At 73.9% G+C, this 16,692-nt stretch carries 17 protein-coding genes; 14 read left to right on the plus strand and 3 right to left on the minus strand.

Annotation, left to right across the window (positions count from 1 at the left end; genetic code table 11):
* The first annotated feature begins 17 nt into the window (after positions 1-17).
* Together Q6350_RS08940 and Q6350_RS08945 are read left to right on the plus strand one after the other, a co-directional pair.
* Positions 18-998, plus strand: coding sequence for a hypothetical protein (locus Q6350_RS08940; protein WP_305065963.1), 981 nt, complete (start codon positions 18-20; stop codon positions 996-998).
* Positions 991-1,830 (plus strand): SDR family oxidoreductase, encoded by an 840-nt coding sequence (locus Q6350_RS08945; RefSeq protein ID WP_304603756.1) that lies wholly within the window; start codon positions 991-993, stop codon positions 1,828-1,830. The genes Q6350_RS08940 and Q6350_RS08945 overlap by 8 nt, the downstream gene beginning before the upstream one ends.
* Before the next feature lie 3 nt (positions 1,831-1,833).
* Here Q6350_RS08945 and Q6350_RS08950 read toward each other — a convergent pair whose 3' ends face one another.
* Genes Q6350_RS08950 through Q6350_RS08960 form a run of 3 tightly spaced genes read right to left on the minus strand, consistent with a single transcriptional unit; the run spans position 1,834 to position 4,445 of the window.
* Positions 1,834-2,625, minus strand: a complete 792-nt coding sequence (locus tag Q6350_RS08950) for an LLM class F420-dependent oxidoreductase (protein ID WP_304603757.1) — start codon at positions 2,623-2,625, stop codon at positions 1,834-1,836.
* Positions 2,626-2,650: 25 nt separating this feature from the next.
* Entirely contained in the window at positions 2,651-3,448 is a 798-nt protein-coding gene (locus tag Q6350_RS08955) for a methyltransferase domain-containing protein (RefSeq protein ID WP_304607398.1), read from the minus strand.
* Positions 3,449-3,461: 13 nt separating this feature from the next.
* A complete protein-coding gene (locus Q6350_RS08960; RefSeq protein ID WP_304607399.1) occupies positions 3,462-4,445 on the minus strand; it encodes a quinone oxidoreductase in 984 nt (327 codons plus the stop codon).
* Between the two features lie 44 nt (positions 4,446-4,489).
* Here Q6350_RS08960 and Q6350_RS08965 point away from each other — a divergent pair, with 44 nt between their 5' ends.
* The 12 genes from Q6350_RS08965 to tyrS all read left to right on the plus strand — a co-directional run bounded on the left by Q6350_RS08965 (position 4,490) and on the right by tyrS (position 16,366).
* Complete coding sequence (locus tag Q6350_RS08965; RefSeq protein WP_305065964.1) at positions 4,490-5,023, plus strand: GNAT family N-acetyltransferase; 534 nt, start codon at positions 4,490-4,492, stop codon at positions 5,021-5,023.
* A gap of 37 nt (positions 5,024-5,060) precedes the next feature.
* Entirely contained in the window at positions 5,061-6,137 is a 1,077-nt protein-coding gene (argC, locus tag Q6350_RS08970) for an N-acetyl-gamma-glutamyl-phosphate reductase (protein ID WP_305065965.1), read from the plus strand.
* On the plus strand, positions 6,134-7,324 hold the full coding sequence (gene argJ, locus Q6350_RS08975) for a bifunctional glutamate N-acetyltransferase/amino-acid acetyltransferase ArgJ (protein WP_305065966.1): 1,191 nt from the start codon (positions 6,134-6,136) through the stop codon (positions 7,322-7,324). The genes argC and argJ overlap by 4 nt, the downstream gene beginning before the upstream one ends.
* Positions 7,321-8,262, plus strand: coding sequence for an acetylglutamate kinase (argB, locus tag Q6350_RS08980; protein WP_305065967.1), 942 nt, complete (start codon positions 7,321-7,323; stop codon positions 8,260-8,262). The genes argJ and argB overlap by 4 nt, the downstream gene beginning before the upstream one ends.
* The gene (locus Q6350_RS08985) at positions 8,259-9,512 is read left to right on the plus strand and encodes an acetylornithine transaminase (protein WP_370375376.1); all 1,254 of its coding nucleotides are present in this window, start codon (positions 8,259-8,261) and stop codon (positions 9,510-9,512) included. Before argB ends, Q6350_RS08985 begins: the two co-directional genes overlap by 4 nt.
* A gap of 1 nt (position 9,513) precedes the next feature.
* Positions 9,514-10,446: an ornithine carbamoyltransferase gene (gene argF / locus Q6350_RS08990; protein ID WP_304603764.1), complete on the plus strand. Its 933-nt coding sequence runs from the start codon at positions 9,514-9,516 to the stop codon at positions 10,444-10,446.
* On the plus strand, positions 10,443-10,976 hold the full coding sequence (locus tag Q6350_RS08995; RefSeq protein ID WP_304603765.1) for an arginine repressor: 534 nt from the start codon (positions 10,443-10,445) through the stop codon (positions 10,974-10,976). The genes argF and Q6350_RS08995 overlap by 4 nt, the downstream gene beginning before the upstream one ends.
* Before the next feature lie 46 nt (positions 10,977-11,022).
* Entirely contained in the window at positions 11,023-12,252 is a 1,230-nt protein-coding gene (locus tag Q6350_RS09000) for an argininosuccinate synthase (RefSeq protein ID WP_171247691.1), read from the plus strand.
* Positions 12,249-13,697: an argininosuccinate lyase gene (argH, locus tag Q6350_RS09005; protein WP_304603767.1), complete on the plus strand. Its 1,449-nt coding sequence runs from the start codon at positions 12,249-12,251 to the stop codon at positions 13,695-13,697. The genes Q6350_RS09000 and argH overlap by 4 nt, the downstream gene beginning before the upstream one ends.
* The gene (locus Q6350_RS09010; RefSeq protein ID WP_304603768.1) at positions 13,698-14,318 is read left to right on the plus strand and encodes a uridine kinase; all 621 of its coding nucleotides are present in this window, start codon (positions 13,698-13,700) and stop codon (positions 14,316-14,318) included.
* Complete coding sequence (locus Q6350_RS09015; RefSeq protein ID WP_171247689.1) at positions 14,315-14,986, plus strand: DNA-3-methyladenine glycosylase; 672 nt, start codon at positions 14,315-14,317, stop codon at positions 14,984-14,986. Before Q6350_RS09010 ends, Q6350_RS09015 begins: the two co-directional genes overlap by 4 nt.
* Before the next feature lie 120 nt (positions 14,987-15,106).
* Positions 15,107-16,366: a tyrosine--tRNA ligase gene (tyrS, locus tag Q6350_RS09020; RefSeq protein ID WP_305065968.1), complete on the plus strand. Its 1,260-nt coding sequence runs from the start codon at positions 15,107-15,109 to the stop codon at positions 16,364-16,366.
* Positions 16,367-16,692: the final 326 nt, after the last annotated feature.

Below are 16,692 nucleotides of genomic sequence, written 5' to 3' on the forward strand. Positions count from 1 at the left end.
AGACTACGGCCTCACGGGTGTACGCGGGGCTGGTCGAGGTGCTGTCCTACCCGTTCGTCGGGCAGCAGGACCTCGACGCCCTCGGGGTGCCCGCCGACGACCCGCGTCGGACCGCGCTGCGTCTGGCGAACCCGCTGGCCGAGGACCGCCCGCTGATGCGGACCACGCTGCTGGTCAGCCTGCTCGACACCGCGCGGCGCAACGTCTCGCGCGGGATCGACGACGTCGCCGTGTTCGAGATGGGCCAGGTGACCCGACCGGTCGCCGACGCCCCGGCGGCGCCGCAGCTGCCGGTGGGTGTGCGGCCCTCGCCGGACCAGCTCGAGGCGCTCGCCGCCGCCACACCCGACCAGCCGCGCCGCGTCGCCGGGGTGCTGACCGGGAACCGCGTCCCCGCCGGATGGTGGGGGCCCGGACGGCCGGTCGACTGGGCCGACGCCGTCGACGCCGCCCGGACGGTCGCCGACCTGGCCGGTGCCGAGGTCGTCGTCTCGAACGACCCCGACCACATGCCCTGGCACCCCGGTCGCTGCGCGCGGTTCGAGGTCGCCGGCGGTGACGGAGAGGTCCGGACCGTGGGGCACGCGGGCGAGCTGCACCCCAAGGTGCTCGAGGAGCTGGGCCTGCCGCGCCGCACCGTCGCCTTCGAGATGGACCTGACGGCGCTCGTCGACGTCGCCGACGGGTCGCCCCGGGTCGCGGCGCCGGTCTCGGCCTTTCCCGCGGCCAAGGAGGACTTCGCCCTCGTCGTGGACGCCACGGTGCCGGCCGCCGACGTGGAGGCCGCCGTCGTGGCGGGAGCGGGTGAGCTGCTCGAGCGGGTCGAGCTGTTCGACCTCTTCACGGGCGAGCAGATCGGCCGCGGCAAGAAGTCCCTGGCGTACTCGGTCCGGCTCCGGGCCGCGGACCGGACGCTGACCGCCGAGGACGTCCGGGCCGCCCGGGACGGCGTGGTGCGGGTCACGGCCGAGCGGGTGGGGGCGGTGCTCCGTGGCTGAGCCCCAGGACCTCCCCGCGGCGCGGACGGCGTTGGTCACCGGCGCGACGCGCGGCATCGGCCGCGCTGTCGCGCTCGGGCTGGCCGACGCCGGCCTGGACGTGGCGCTCCTCGCCCGGGACGCCGACCGGCTGGCCGAGGTCGCCGAGCAGGTGCGTGCGACGGGTCGTACGGCCGTCGTGCTGCCCTGCGACGTCACCGACCCCGAGGCGGTCGCGAGTGCCGTCCGGCAGGCGGAGGACGAGCTCGGGTCGGTCGACCTGCTCGTCAACAACGCGGGCCGCATCGACGCCGAGGTCCCCCTGTGGGAGGCGGACGTCGAGGAGTGGTGGCAGGTGATGGAGACGAACGTCCGCGGTCCGTTCCTGCTCGCGCGGCACGTCGTGCCGGGCATGCTGGCGCGTGGCGGCGGCCGGGTCGTCGACCTCAACAGCGGCGCCGGGTCGCACGACATGACCTACTCCAGCGCCTACAACCTGTCCAAGACGGCGCTGATGCGCCTGGGCCAGCAGCTGCACGCCATGGGCCACGACCAGGGTCTGCGCACCCTCGAGCTGGCACCCGGCGTCGTGGCCACGGACATGACCGCCGGGATGCGGACCCACGAGGGCCGTACGGAGTGGACGCCCGTCGAGCGCACCGTCGACGTCGCGGTCGCCTTCGCTCGGGGCGAGCTCGACGAGTGCTCGGGCTGGTTCGTGCGGGTCTCCGACGACACCCCGGAGTCGCTGCGGGCGGCGGCCGCCGAGGCGACCGCCGCCGTCCCGCGCCGGCTGCGGGTGCTGCCGGCCGGCGAGGGGGACGCGCTGGGTCACACGCTCACCGGCCGCTGAGCCTCAGCCCTGGGCGTCGCGCCAGGCGACCCAGTCGGCGACCCTCGACAGGTCGTAGTCGGGTCCGCCGACGCCCAGGGTCAGGAGCGTGGCACCGGCGTCGAGCAGACCCGGCCCGGTCGCGGCGGGCGAGCCGTGGACCCCGACCGACCGCTCGACGAGACGACCGGTGTCGCGCCCGACGGCTGCACCGTGCTCGTCGAGGATCGCCGACTTGCGGCGCAGCGTGTCGACGTCGCCGAAGGAGTGCCACACGTCGGCGTGCTCGGCCACGATCCGCAAGGTCTTCCTCTCCCCGCCGCCGCCGATGAGGATCGGGATCTCGCGCGTGGGCGCGGGGTTGCCGGCGGCGAGCCGCCGGCGGATGCGGGGCATGGCCTCGGCCAGCCCGGCGATGCGCGACCCGGCGGTACCGAACTCGTAGCCGAACTCCCGGTAGTCCTTCTCGAACCAGCCGGCCCCCATCCCGAGGATCAGGCGCCCGCCCGAGATGTGGTCGACGGTGCGGGCCATGTCGGCCAGCAGGTCCGGGTTGCGGTACCCGTTGCCGGTGACGAGAGCGCCGATCTCGACGCGCTCGGTCTGCTCGGCCCAGGCCCCGAGCATGGTCCAGCACTCGAAGTGCTTGCCGTCGGGGTCCCCCGAGAGGGGGTAGAAGTGGTCCCAGTTGAAGACGACGTCGACGCCCAGGTCCTCGGCGCGCAGGACGGCGTCGCGGATCTGGCCGTAGTCGGCGTGCTGGGGCTGGAGCTGGACGGCGACGCGCAGCGGCCGTTCCGTGGTGGGGGAGTCCATGGAGCCACGCTACGCCCGGACGCCGTCACCCGGTGGTGACCACGACGAAGACGCGGCGGAAGGCGAGCGGGGTCCCGTACGGGTGGCGCGGGTAGGCCCGGCGCAGCGCGGCACCGTACTCGGCGTCGAACTGCTCCCGCAGGGTGGTGCCGTGGTCGGCGTCGTGGGCCGCCAGGGCCTGTAGCACGGGCTGCGCCCCGGTCGCGGAGATCCAGCGCAGCACCGGGTCCTCGCCGGGAAGGACGTGCGTGTAGGTCGTCTCCCAGGCGTCGACCGCGCGACCCGGTCCGGCCAGGATCTCGAGGTAGTCCGCCGGGTCGCCGACCGCCCGTCGGGGCACGGGACCGACCACGTCGGCGTAGGGTCCACGTGCCGCCACCTCGCGCAGCAGGCGGTGGCTCGGTGCGTCCTGGTTGCCGGGCACGGAGAAGGCGAACGCCTCGCGGGCGAGGCCCGCGAGCGCCGGCAGCAGGTCCCGGTGGTCCGGCACCCACTGGAGCGTCGCGTTGCTGATCACGAGGTCCGGGCGTGACGGGACGCCCGTGGGCGGGTGGCCTGCGGCGAGGTCGCGCAGGTCGCCCAGCACGTAGCGTCCGTCGGGGTCGGCGGCGCGGGCGGCGTCGATCATGGCGGGGGACGCGTCCAGGCCGACGACGTCGGCGCCGGGCCATCGTCGGCGCAGCATCGCGGCCAGGTGGCCGGGTCCGCAGCCGAGGTCGAGGACGGAGCGCGGCGTGCCGGGCACACGGGCGAGGAGCTCGGCGAAGGGCCGGGAACGCTCGTCGGTGAAGCGCAGGTAGTCGGACGGCGACCAGTCGGGCACGGTGATCCTCTCGTCAGGGCAGGAGCAGCACCTTCCCGGTCGTGGCGCGACCCTCGAGGGCGGTGTGCGCGGCCGCGGCCTCGGCGAGCGGGTAGGCGGCGCCCACGCGGACGTCGAGGTCGCCGTCGGCGGCGAGTCCCAGGACCTCGCCCGCGCGCCACTCGATCTCGGAGCGGGTGGCGGTGTAGTGGGCGAGCGTCGGGCGGGTGAGATACAGCGAGCCGCCGGTGTTGAGCCGCTGCGGGTCGAACGGTGGCACCTGGCCGGACGCGCCGCCGAACAGCACGAGCGTGCCGCGGGGGCGCAGCGAGTCCAGCGAGGCGTCGAAGGTCGCGCGGCCCACGCCGTCGTACACGACGTGCACACCCGCGCCGTCGGTGAGTCGCCGCACCGCGGCGGGCAGCTCGGCGGTGAGGTCGTCCATCGCGGCGTAGTCGATCGTGTGCGCCGCCCCGGCCTCGCGCGACAGCGCCGCCTTCTCGGGCGACGAGACGGTGGTGACCACCCGTCCGCCGCGGGCCGTGGCGAGCTGGGTCGCGAGCAGCCCGACGCCGCCCGCCCCGGCGTGCAGCAGCACGTCGTGGCCGGGGCCGACCTCGAAGGTGGAGGCGACCAGGTAGTGGGCGGTCATCCCCTGCAGGGGGAGCGCGGCGGCCGTCTCGAGGTCCAGCGCGTCGGGCACGCGCACGGCGCCGGCGGCCGGCACGAGCGCGAGCTCGGCGTACGAGCCGGCGGCGTCGTGCCAGGCGACCCGGTCGCCCGCGGCGAACCCTCGGACCTCCGCCCCCACGTCCACGACGACCCCGGCGCCCTCGACCCCCACGACGTGCGGGTACTCCATCGGGTAGACGCCGGCCCGGCGGTAGGTGTCGATGAAGTTGACGCCGGCCGCCTCGACGCGGACCAGCAGCCGGCCGGGCCCGGGCTCGGGATCGGGCAGGTCGACGGACTCCAGGACCTCGGGACCACCCGCGGCGCGGGCCACCACTGCACGCATGCGACGAGACTACGGCCTCACGGGTGTCGTGTGACGATGTCGTCGTGAGCACCCGTGCGGCGTCCCCTGGGGCGACCCCCACGATCCGGGCGGCCCGGCCGGCCGACTGGCCCGCCCTGTGGCGGGTCGTCGAGCCGGTCGTGCGCGAGGGGGAGACGTACACCTACCCCACCGACCTCACGAGCGAGCAGGCGCGCGACCTGTGGCTGGCGGAGCCGCCGGCCGCGACGGTGCTCGCCGAGTCGGACGGCGTGGTCCTCGGCACCGCGCGCATGGGGCCGAACAAGCCCGGTCACGGCGACCACGTCGGCACCGCCGCGTTCATGGTGGCGCCGGAGGCGCGCGGCCGGGGCGTGGCGCGTGCCCTGGCCGAGCACGTGGTCGCCTGGCACCGCGCCGAGGGGTACCGCGGCATCCAGTTCAACGCGGTCGTGGAGTCCAACACGGCCGCCGTGCGGTTGTGGCGGTCGCTCGGGTGGGACATCGTGGGCACGGTGCCCCGGGCCTTCCGCAGCCCGGCCCACGGGTACGTCGGCCTGCACGTGATGTACCGGCCGCTGGACCAGCATTTGGAATAGTTTCCGTGCCGCATGCATAGATATGTATAGTGGCGCCATGGTCAGCACCCCCTCGACCCCGGACCGGCTGCGCGTCGCCGTCGCCGGCGCCTCCGGGTACGCCGGTGGCGAGTTCCTGCGCCTCGCCGCGCAGCACCCGTCCCTCGAGATCGGCGCGCTCACCGCCCACGCCAACGCCGGCAGCAAGCTCGGCGCGCTGCAGCCCCACCTGCGGTCGCTGGCCGACCGCGTCCTCGCACCGACGACCGCCGAGGCGCTCGCCGGGCACGACGTCGTCGTCCTCGGACTGCCGCACGGGGCCTCCGGCGAGATCGCCGCGCAGCTGCCCGACGACGTGCTCGTCCTCGACCTGGGGGCCGACCACCGCCTCGCCTCGGCCGCCGACTGGCGCGCCTACTACGGGTCCCAGCACGCCGGGACCTGGCCCTACGGCCTGCCCGAGCTCGTCGTCGCCGACGGCGGCACCCAGCGTCACCGGCTCGTCGGCGCCCGGCGCATCGCCGTCCCGGGGTGCAACGTCACGGCCGTGACCCTCGGTCTGCAGCCGGGCGTCGCCGCGGGCCTGCTCGACCCGACCGACCTCGTGGCCGTGCTCGCCAACGGCTTCTCGGGGGCCGGCAAGGCGCTCAAGCCGCACCTGCTCGCGGCCGAGGGTCTCGGGGCCGCGTCCCCGTACGCCGTCGGCGGCACCCACCGGCACATCCCCGAGATCACGCAGAACCTGCGCACCGCCGGGGCGCAGGCGGTGACGATCAGCTTCACCCCGACGCTCGTGCCGATGTCCCGGGGCATCCTCGCCACCGCCACCGCACGGTTCGCCCCGGGCCGGGGCGCCGACGCGGACGAGCTGCGGGCCGTCTGGGAGGCCGCGTACGGCCACGAGCCGTTCGTCGAGCTGCTGCCGGCGGGCCAGTGGCCGTCCACCGCCGCGACGATCGGCAGCAACACGGCCCTCGTCCAGGTCGCGCTCGACGAGGCGGCCGGCCGAGTCGTCACGGTCACCGCGATCGACAACCTCGTCAAGGGCACCGCCGGGCAGGCCGTCCAGGCGATGAACATCGCCCTCGGCCTGCCCGAGACCGCCGGCCTCGTCACCGAAGGAGTCGCCCCGTGACCGTCACCACTCCCCGGGGCTTCCGCGCGGCCGGGGTCGCGGGCGGACTGAAGGCCTCCGGTGGGCGCGACGTCGCCCTCGTCGTCAACGACGGCCCGTCGCGCACGGCGGCGGCCGTGCTCACCGGCAACCGCGTGCAGGCCGCTCCCGTGCTGTGGACCCGGCAGGCGGTCTCCGACGGGGCCGCGCGTGCCGTGGTCCTGAACTCCGGCGGCGCCAACGCCTGCACCGGTCCCGAGGGCTTCGCCGACACCCACCGCACGGCCGAGCACGTCGCGGGCGTGCTGTCCGCCGCGGCCGCCACGCCGGAGGACGAGGTCGGTGCGGGGGACGTGCTGGTGTGCTCGACAGGTCTGATCGGCGTCCGGCTCGACATGCCCGCGCTGCTGGGCGGGATCGACGCCGCCGCGGCCGGGCTCGCCGCCGACGGCGGGGACGACGCCGCGCACGCCATCATGACCACCGACACCGTCGCCAAGACGGCCGTGGCCGACCGCGACGGCTGGAGCGTGGGCGCCATGGCCAAGGGAGCGGGCATGCTCGCCCCCGCGCTGGCGACGATGCTCTCCGTGGTCACCACGGACGCCGTCGTGGATCCCGCCACCGCGGACGCGGCCCTGCGCGCCGCCACCCGCTCGACGTTCGACCGCGTCGACTCCGACGGGTGCCAGTCCACCAACGACACCGTGATCCTGCTCGCCTCCGGCGCCTCGGGTGTCGAGGTCACCGCGCAGGCGCTGACCGAGGCCGTCACCGCCGTCTGCGCCGACCTGTCCCGCCAGCTCGTCGGCGACGCCGAGGGCGCCGGGCACGACATCGCCGTGTCCGTGCTCAACGCGACCACGGAGGAGGCCGCCGTGGCGGTCGCCCGGGCGGTGACCCGGTCCAACCTGGTCAAGACCGCGATCTTCGGCAACGACCCCAACTGGGGACGGATCGTCGCCGCCGTCGGCACGGTGCCCGAGGACGTCGCGCCCTACGACCCGCTGACCCTCGACGTGACGGTCAACGGCGTCCAGGTGTGCCGGGCCCAGGGCGTCGGCGAGCCGCGCGAGCTCGTCGACCTCGCCGCCGACCGGGAGGTGCACGTCGAGATCGACCTGCACGCCGGCGACGCGACCGCGACCGTCTGGACCAACGACCTCACCCACGACTACGTCCACGAGAACAGCGCCTACTCCTCATGAGCGACCCCACCACCGATCCCGCGGCCCCGTTCGACACCCGGACCGCCCTGCGCCCCGACCAGAAGGCCGAGGTGCTCATCGAGGCCCTGCCGTGGCTGCAGGAGTTCGCCGGCGCCCTCGTCGTGGTCAAGTACGGCGGCAACGCCATGGTCGACGGCGAGCTCAAGGCCGCCTTCGCCCAGGACATGGTGTTCCTGCGCCAGGTCGGTCTGCATCCCGTCGTCGTGCACGGCGGCGGACCGCAGATCTCCACGATGCTCGAGCGGGTCGGCATCTCCTCGGAGTTCCGCGGCGGCCTGCGGGTGACCACGCCGGAGGCCATGGATGTCGTGCGCATGGTGCTGACCGGCCAGGTCCAGCGTGAGCTCGTGGGCCTGCTCAACGCGCACGCCCCGCGGGCCGTCGGGCTGTCGGGCGAGGACGCCGGGCTGTTCGGTGCGGTCCGGCGGCACGCCACCGTGGACGGGTCCCCGGTCGACGTCGGCCTCGTCGGCGACGTCGTCCGGGTCAACCCCGGCGCCGTGCAGGACCTGCTCGACGCCGGACGCATCCCGGTGGTGTCCACCGTCGCCCCCGACGTCGACGACCCCACCCAGGTGCTCAACGTCAACGCCGACACCGCGGCCTCGGCGCTCGCGGTGGCGCTGGGGGCCAAGAAGCTCATCGTGCTGACCGACGTCGAGGGGCTGTACACCGACTGGCCGGACCGCGGCTCGCTCGTCGAGGAGATCACCGCCGGCGACCTGCACGACCTGCTGCCCACGCTCAGCGCCGGCATGGTCCCGAAGATGGAGGCCTGCCTGCGGGCGGTGCAGGGAGGTGTGCCGCGCGCCTCGGTCATCGACGGTCGCCAGCCCCACTCCGTGCTGCTCGAGGTCTTCACCGCACGCGGCAACGGCACCATGGTCGTCCCGAACCCGACGGGGGAGGAGGGATGAGCGAGATGTCCGCGCGCCGCGACCTGACCACCCAGGAGTGGCAGAACGCCTACTCCGGTGCGGTGATGGACACGTTCGGTCCGCCGCAGCGGATCCTCGTGCGGGGCGAGGGCGCCTACGTGTGGGACGCCGACGGCAAGCGCTACCTCGACCTGCTGGCCGGGATCGCCGTCAATTCCCTCGGGCACGCTCACCCGACGCTGACGGCCGCCGTCAGTGCCCAGATGGGGACCCTCGGCCACGTGTCGAACTTCTTCGGCACCCCCCCGCAGATCACGCTCGCCGAGCGGTTGCTGGCGCTCGCCGAGGCGCCGTCGGGGTCCAGGGTCTTCTTCGCCAACTCCGGGACCGAGGCCAACGAGGGGGCGTTCAAGATGGCCCGGCGCACCGGTCGCCCCCGGATCGTCGCCCTGGAGGGCGGCTTCCACGGCCGGACCGTGGGGGCGCTCGCCCTGACCCACAAGCCGGCCTACCGCGAGCCCTTCGAGCCGCTGCCCGGCGGCGTGGAGCACGTGCCGTTCGGGGACACCACCGCGCTGGAGGAGGCGTTCTCGCCGGCCGCCGTGTCCGCACGCGGTGAGGTCGCCGCGCTGGTGGTCGAACCGGTGCAGGGCGAGGCCGGGGTGCGCGAGCTGCCCGCCGGGTACCTGGCCCTCGCCCGCCGGCTGACCGACGACGCCGGTGCGCTGCTCGTGCTCGACGAGGTCCAGACGGGCGTGGGGCGCACCGGGTCCTGGTTCGCCTACCAGCAGCCGGAGATCGGCGCCGGCGTCGTGCCCGACGTCGTCACGCTCGCCAAGGGTCTGGGCGGCGGGTTCCCGATCGGCGCGGTCATCGCCTACGGCGAGCGTGCCGCCACGCTGCTCGGCCGCGGCCAGCACGGCACGACCTTCGGTGGCAACCCCGTCGCGGCCGCGGCGGCGCTGGCCACGATCGGCGTCGTCGAGCGAGACCGCCTGCTGGCGCACGTGCGGCAGGTCGGCGAGACCCTGCGCCGTGCGATCACGACCGCCGGCAACCCGCTCGTCGCCGGCGTGCGCGGACGCGGGCTGCTGCTGGCCGTCGAGCTCACCCGACCCGTGGCCGCGCAGGTGGCGACGGCCGCGCTCGAGGCCGGGTTCATCGTCAACCCGGTCGCCCCGGACGCCGTCCGCCTCGCCCCGCCGCTGATCCTCACCACGGACCAGGCCCTGGACGCCGCACGGTTCTTCGCCGAGGTCGCCGTGCCCGAGCCCCCGAAGGAGGGCTGAGATGCCCCGCCACTTCCTGCGCGACGACGACCTGTCGCCCGCCGAGCAGCGCGAGGTGCTGCGGCTCGCGCTCGACCTGCGCGAGTCGCCGTACGCACGCGCGCCGCTCGCCGGCCCGCAGAGCGTCGCCCTGCTGTTCGACAAGCCCACCCTGCGCACGCAGACGTCGTTCTCCGCGGGGGTCGCCGAGCTCGGGGGCTTCCCGATGGTCGTCGACGGACGGCTCGCACAGGTCGGCGAGCGGGAGTCCGTCGCGGACGTCACGCGCGTACTGGAACGGCAGGTCTCGGCGATCGTGTGGCGGACCTTCGGCCAGGAGCGGATCGAGGAGATGGCGGCCGTCGCACAGGTGCCGGTCGTCAACGCGCTGACCGACCAGTTCCACCCGTGCCAGATCCTGGCGGACCTGCTCACGGTCGCCCAGCACCGCGGCGGCCTGGACGCACTGGCGGGCCAGCGGCTCGCCTACGTCGGCGACGCCGCGAACAACATGGGCGCCTCGTACCTGGTGGGCGGGGCGACGGCCGGGCTGCACGTCCGCGTGGCCGGCCCCGAGGGGTACCTGCCGGACGACGACGTGGTGCGCCGCGCCGAGGAGATCGCCGCCACCACGGGCGGGTCCGTCACGGTGACGACCGACGCGACGTCCGCCGTCGCCGGCGCCGACGTCGTCGTCACCGACACCTGGGTCTCCATGGGCTCCGAGGCCTCCGCGGCCCGGCGGGCCACCGACCTCCTGCCGTACCAGGTGACGCCGGAGCTGATGGACTCGGCCGCCCCCGACGCGATCTTCCTGCACTGCCTGCCCGCGTACCGTGGCAAGGAGGTCGCCGCCGACGTGATCGACGGACCCCGGTCGAAGGTGTGGGACGAGGCCGAGAACCGCCGCCACGTCCAGAAGGCCGTGCTGACCTTCCTGCTGGAGGACCGATGACCACCTCGCCCGGCCACGCGCCCACCACCAAGGCGGCCCGCCACGCCCGCATCACCGAGATCCTGCAGCGCACCGCGATCCACTCCCAGGCAGAGCTCGCTCGCGAGCTGGCCGGCGAGGGGCTGTCGGTCACCCAGGGGACGCTCTCGCGCGACCTCATCGAGCTGCGGGCCGAGAAGGTCCGCAGCGCGTCCGGCGCCCTCGTCTACGCCGTCCCGGGGGAGGGCGGCGACCGCAGCGTGCGGGCCGCCGGCGTGGACGGCCACGACGGTGGTTACCTCGCGGCGCGTCTGGCCCGGCTCTGCGCCGACCTGCTGGTCTCCGCCGAGTCGTCCGGCAACCAGGTGGTGCTGCGCACCCCGCCGGGCGCCGCCAACTACCTCGCCTCGGCCATCGACCACTCCGTCCTCCCGGGCGTCCTCGGCTGCATCGCCGGGGACGACACGATCCTCGTGATCGGCCGCGACCCCGCCGGCGGCGACGAGCTCGCCCGCCGGTTCCTCGAGCTCACGGCGCCCCAGGACGCCTGAGCCTGCCAGACTCGACATCGACCGCAACGCAAGGAAGAAGACCCTCATGACTGATCGCGTCGTGCTCGCCTACTCGGGCGGCCTGGACACCTCCGTGGCCATCGGCTGGATCGCCGAGGCCACCGGGGCCGAGGTCGTCGCCGTCGCCGTGGACGTGGGCCAGGGCGGCGAGGACCTCGAGGTCATCCGCAAGCGCGCGCTCGACTGCGGCGCGGTGGAGGCCTACGTCGCCGACGCCCGCGACGAGTTCGCGAACGAGTACTGCATGCCCGCCCTGCAGGCCAACGGCCTCTACCTCGACCGCTACCCGCTGGTCTCGGCCATCTCCCGCCCGGTCATCGTCAAGCACCTGGTGCGCGCCGCCCGGCAGTTCGGCGCGACCACCGTCGCCCACGGCTGCACCGGCAAGGGCAACGACCAGGTCCGCTTCGAGGTGGCGACCACGTCGCTGGCGCCGGAGCTGACCTCGATCGCCCCCGTCCGGGACCTCGCCCTGACCCGCGAGAAGGCGATCGACTACGCCGAGAAGCACGACCTGCCGATCGCGACGACGAAGAACAACCCGTTCTCGATCGACCAGAACGTCTGGGGCCGCGCCGTCGAGACGGGGTTCCTGGAGGACATCTGGAACGAGCCCACCAAGGACGTCTACTCCTACACCGACGACCCGACGTTCCCGCCGGTGGCCGACGAGGTCGTCGTCACGTTCGAGCACGGTGTGCCGGTGGCGCTCGACGGCGTGGCCGTCACGCCGCTGCAGGCCATCGAGGAGATGAACCGCCGGGCGGGCGCCCAGGGGGTGGGCCGCATCGACATCGTCGAGGACCGCCTCGTGGGCATCAAGTCCCGCGAGGTCTACGAGGCGCCGGGCGCCATGGCTCTCATCGCGGCCCACCAGGAGCTGGAGAACGTCACCCTCGAGCGGGAGCAGGCCCGCTTCAAGAAGGGTGTGGAGCAGCGCTGGACCGAGCTCGTCTACGACGGCATGTGGTTCTCCCCGCTGAAGAAGAGCCTGGACACCTTCGTGGCAGACACCCAGAAGTACGTCTCCGGCGACATCCGTCTGGTGCTGCACGGCGGCCGGGCCACCGTCACGGGCCGCCGCTCGGAGGCGTCGCTGTACGACTTCAACCTCGCCACCTACGACGAGGGCGACGCCTTCGACCAGTCGCACGCCAAGGGCTTCATCGAGATCTACGGGCTGGCCGCCAAGCAGGCCGCCGCCCGCGACGAGCGGTTCGGCAACGGCCCGGACCTCGGGACGGGGACGCTGTGACGAGGAACGACGACAGCCTGCCCGACGGCGTCCCGAGCGAGGGGCCGGTCGCCCTGTGGGGCGGCCGTTTCGCCGGCGGCCCCGCTCCCGAGCTGGCACGGCTGAGCAAGTCGACCGACTTCGACTGGGCGCTGGCCCCGTACGACATCCGGGGGTCGCGCGCCCATGCCCAGGTGCTGCACGCGGCGCGTCTGCTCACCGACGACGAGCTGACCGCCATGCACGAGGCGCTCGACCGGCTGTCCGAGGACGTCGCCTCAGGCGCGTTCGTCGCGGCACCCGAGGACGAGGACGTGCACACCGCGATGGAACGGGGCCTGCTCGAGCGGGCCGGCGACGAGCTGGGCGGCAAGCTGCGCGCCGGACGGTCGCGCAACGACCAGGTCGCCACCCAGGTGCGCATGTACCTGCGCGACCACGCCCGCGTCATCGCCGAGCAGGTCGTGACCGTCGTCGACGAGCTCATCACGCAGGCCGAGGCGGCCGGCGAGGCCGTCATGCCGGGACGGACCCATCTGCAGCACGCCCAGCCGGTGCTGCTGGCGCACCAGCTGCTCGCGCACGCCTGGCCGCTGCTGCGCGACGTCGACCGGCTCATCGACTGGGACGTGCGGGCGGCCCGGTCGCCGTACGGCTCCGGGGCGCTCGCGGGCTCCTCCCTGGGTCTCGACCCGGCGGCGGTGGCCGAGGGGCTCGGGTTCGACGGCCCCGTGGAGAACTCCATCGACGGGACCGCGGCGCGGGACGTCGTGGCCGAGTTCGCGTTCGTCGCGGCGATGATCGGTATCGACCTCTCCCGGATCTCCGAGGAGATCATCCTGTGGAACACCAAGGAGTTCGGGTTCGTCCGGCTCGACGACGCCTGGTCGACGGGGTCGAGCATCATGCCGCAGAAGAAGAACCCGGACATCGCCGAGCTGGCGCGCGGCAAGTCGGGGCGGCTCGTCGGCGACCTCACAGGCCTGCTCACGACGCTCAAGGGCCTGCCGCTGGCGTACAACCGCGACCTGCAGGAGGACAAGGAGCCGGTCTTCGACCAGGTGAGCACGCTCACGGTGCTGCTGCCGGCCTTCGCCGGGATGGTGCGGACCCTGACGTTCGACACCGCCCGGATGGCCGAGCTCGCCCCGCAGGGCTTCTCGCTGGCGACGGACGTCGCCGAGTGGCTCGTGCGCCAGGGCGTGCCCTTCCGGGTCGCGCACGAGGTCGCCGGGACCTGCGTGCGGGTGTGCGAGGACCGCGACATCGAGCTGTGGGACCTGTCCGACGACGACCTGTCCGGCATCTCGGAGCACCTGACCCCCGCCGTGCGCGAGGTGCTCTCGGTGGCGGGCTCCGTCGGTTCCCGTGACGCGGTGGGCGGGACCGCGCCGGCGCGGGTGGCCGAGCAGCTCGACGCGGCCAAGGAACGAGCCACCGAGTTCCGCTTCTGGGCCGAGGGCTGAGTGACCGTCACCCCGGACGTGCTCGCCGTGCTGGTGCACCGCGTCCACGCCGCGGCGCCCCGGGTGCCCGGACCGGGTGCGCCGACCGCGTGGCGCCGCACCCGGCTCGTGTGCGTCGACGGGCCGGCCGGGTCCGGCAAGTCGACCCTCGCCGTCCAGCTCGCCGTCGAGCTCGACGCCCAGGTGGTGCACATGGACGACCTCTACGAGGGATGGCAGGACGGGCCCGACGGGGGCGCCCGGCGACTGGCCGACCTCGTGCTGGCCCCGCTCGCCGCGGGCCGGCCGGGGGAGTACCGCCGGTACGACTGGATCGAGGGCACCTGGGCCGAGAGCCACACGGTGCCCCCGGCGCCGGTCCTCGTCATTGAGGGGTGCGGGGCCGCCGCCCGCGGTGTCGACCCGTGGGCCGCGCTGCGCGTCTGGGTCGAGGCGGACGACGACGAACGCCTGCGCCGGGGTCTCGAGCGCGACGGCGAGGGGCAGCGGGGACACTGGGTGCGGTGGATGCGCGACGAGGCCGCGCACTACGCTGCTGAGCAGACGCGCGAGCGGGCCGACGTGCGTCTCGACGGTGTCGGGCGGCTGCGCGGACCCGCCCGGGCGAAGGAGGCGTCATGAGCAGCTCGACGCACGAGCAGGCCGCCGCGGTGCCGTGGCAGGTCCCCGGGACGTCCTGGTACGCCCGCAGCGTGCACGACGTGGCTCGCGACCTGCTCGGCGCCTATCTCGTGCGCCGGCACCCCGACGGCGACGTGACGCTGCGCATCACCGAGGTCGAGGCGTACGGCGGCGCCGACGACCCGGCGTCGCACGCCTTCCGGGGGCCGACGGCGCGCAACCGGTCGATGTTCGGACGCCCGGGCCGGTTGTACGTCTACCGGCACCTCGGCCTGCACCACTGCGTCAACATCGTGTGCGGACCCGTCGGCGAGGCGGCCGCGGTGCTCGTCCGGGCCGGCGAGGTCGTCGAGGGACAGCCGCTGGCGCAGGGACGGCGCGAGGCCGCCGGCCGGTGCGACTCAGCCCGTCAGATCGCCCGTGGACCGGCGCGGCTCGCGGTCGCGATGGCGCTCGACCTGCAGGACGACGCCCGCGACGTCACCGAACCGTCGGGGACGGTCGTCGTCCAGCTGCCGGTGGACCCGTTGCCGCGGACCGTCGCGACCGGTCCGCGCGTCGGGGTGAGCGGCGAGGGGGCCGATCCTGCGCGGTTCGGCTGGCGGTCCTGGCTGGTCGACGAGCCGACCGTCTCCGCCTACCGCCCGGTGGCCGGGCGGGTGCGGTGACCCCCTGACCCTCCGGCAACCCTCCGCCGGGACACGTCCTCGGAGACGCCCGTGGACGTCGGGCACACTAGGGGGGTCGGCCCGTCCGGGCCGTCTCTGCTGACCTGAAGGAGCACCACGGTGACCGACGTTCTCGACGAGCTGCACTGGCGAGGCCTGGTGGCGCAGTCCACCGACGAGGCCGCGCTGCGCGAGGCACTCTCGAAGGGGCCGGTCACGTACTACTGCGGGTTCGACCCCACCGCGCCGAGCCTGCACCACGGCCACCTGGTCCAGCTGATCCTGCTGCGGCACCTGCAGCTCGCGGGCCACCGCGCCATCGCGCTCGTGGGCGGCGCCACCGGGATGATCGGGGATCCGCGCGAGTCCGGGGAGCGGGTCCTCAACACCAAGGAGACCGTCGCGGAGTGGACCGAGAAGATCCGCGCACAGGTGTCCCGGTTCCTCGACCTGACGGGGGACAACCCCGCCCGCGTCGTGAACAACCTCGACTGGACGTCCGGGCTGTCGGCGATCGACTTCCTGCGGGACGTCGGTAAGCACTACCGGCTCGGCACGATGCTGGCCAAGGACACCGTCGCGCGGCGTCTGCGCAGCGACGAAGGACTGTCGTTCACGGAGTTCAGCTACCAGATCCTCCAGGGGATCGACTTCCGCGAGCTGTACCGGCGCTACGACTGCACCCTGCAGACCGGCGGCAACGACCAGTGGGGCAACCTGCTGTCGGGTGTCGAGCTGATCCGGCGTACCGAGGGTGTCGCGGTGCACGCCATGACCACGCCGCTGATCACCAAGGCCGACGGGACCAAGTTCGGCAAGACGGAGGGCGGCGCGGTCTGGCTCGACCCCGAGCTCATGAGCCCGTACGCCTTCTACCAGTTCTGGCTGAACCAGTCCGATGCCGACGTCGTCCGCTTCCTGAAGATCTTCACCTTCCGCAGCCGCGCGGAGATCGAGGAGCTCGAGCGGGAGGTCGCCGAGCGCCCCTTCGCCCGGGTCGCGCAGCGCACCCTCGCGAACGACGTGACGTCGCTGGTGCACGGCCAGGAGGCGACCGACGCCGTCATCGCCGCCAGTCAGGCCCTGTTCGGGCGGGGCGAGCTGACCGAGCTGGACGCCGGCACGCTCGGCGCCGCGACGGCCGAGCTGCCGCGCGCCGTCGTCCGGCCGGGCGCCAGCGTCCTCGACGCGTTCGTGGACAGCGGCCTGGTGCCGTCGAAGGCGGCAGGCCGGCGGGCGATCGCCGACGGCGGTGCCTACGTCAACAACGTCAAGGTCTCGGACGACGAGGACGTCCTCGCGGCGGAGCGCCTGCTCCACGGACGCTATGCCGTGCTGCGGCGCGGCAAGAAGACCCTCGCCGTCGCCGTCGTCGACTGACGAAACACCCTCTGACCTGCGCATTTGTCGTGCGGGTCAGAGGGTGTGTAATGTTCTGGTCGTTCGCCCGGCAGGGAGCGACGGACACCAGACCGGCACGATCCGGAACAGTGGCCGGTCTCGCTGAGCGGACTTCCCACAGACCTCTTGGATCAGGTACAGTTATGTGCCCGATCAGCTCGAGACGGTCGGTCCCACCGCTCGGATCTCTGAGATCGAGTTTGACGGGGCGGATCGGTTCGGGTAAGGTTGAAGGGTTGCCCCGGACGGGGTCGGGACGAAGGGTTCCGGCTTTCGGATGGTGTGTGTCGGTTGTTTGAGAACTC

Origin of the sequence: Isoptericola sp. b515 (assembly GCF_030588125.1) — a bacterium.
GTDB classification, from domain to species: Bacteria; Actinomycetota; Actinomycetes; order Actinomycetales; family Cellulomonadaceae; genus Isoptericola; species Isoptericola sediminis.

Bases quoted from the DNA above. Each gene is read 5' to 3' on its own strand.
- Q6350_RS08950 (WP_304603757.1), bottom strand. From the start codon at position 2,625: ATGGACTCCCCCACCACGGAACGGCCGCTGCGCGTCGCCGTCCAGCTC.
- Q6350_RS08960 (WP_304607399.1), bottom strand. From the start codon at position 4,445: ATGCGTGCAGTGGTGGCCCGCGCCGCGGGTGGTCCCGAGGTCCTGGAG.
- argC (WP_305065965.1), top strand. From the start codon at position 5,061: ATGGTCAGCACCCCCTCGACCCCGGACCGGCTGCGCGTCGCCGTCGCC.
- argB (WP_305065967.1), top strand. From the start codon at position 7,321: ATGAGCGACCCCACCACCGATCCCGCGGCCCCGTTCGACACCCGGACC.
- Q6350_RS08985 (WP_370375376.1), top strand. From the start codon at position 8,259: ATGAGCGAGATGTCCGCGCGCCGCGACCTGACCACCCAGGAGTGGCAG.
- argF (WP_304603764.1), top strand. From the start codon at position 9,514: ATGCCCCGCCACTTCCTGCGCGACGACGACCTGTCGCCCGCCGAGCAG.
- Q6350_RS08995 (WP_304603765.1), top strand. From the start codon at position 10,443: ATGACCACCTCGCCCGGCCACGCGCCCACCACCAAGGCGGCCCGCCAC.
- Q6350_RS09000 (WP_171247691.1), top strand. From the start codon at position 11,023: ATGACTGATCGCGTCGTGCTCGCCTACTCGGGCGGCCTGGACACCTCC.
- Q6350_RS09015 (WP_171247689.1), top strand. From the start codon at position 14,315: ATGAGCAGCTCGACGCACGAGCAGGCCGCCGCGGTGCCGTGGCAGGTC.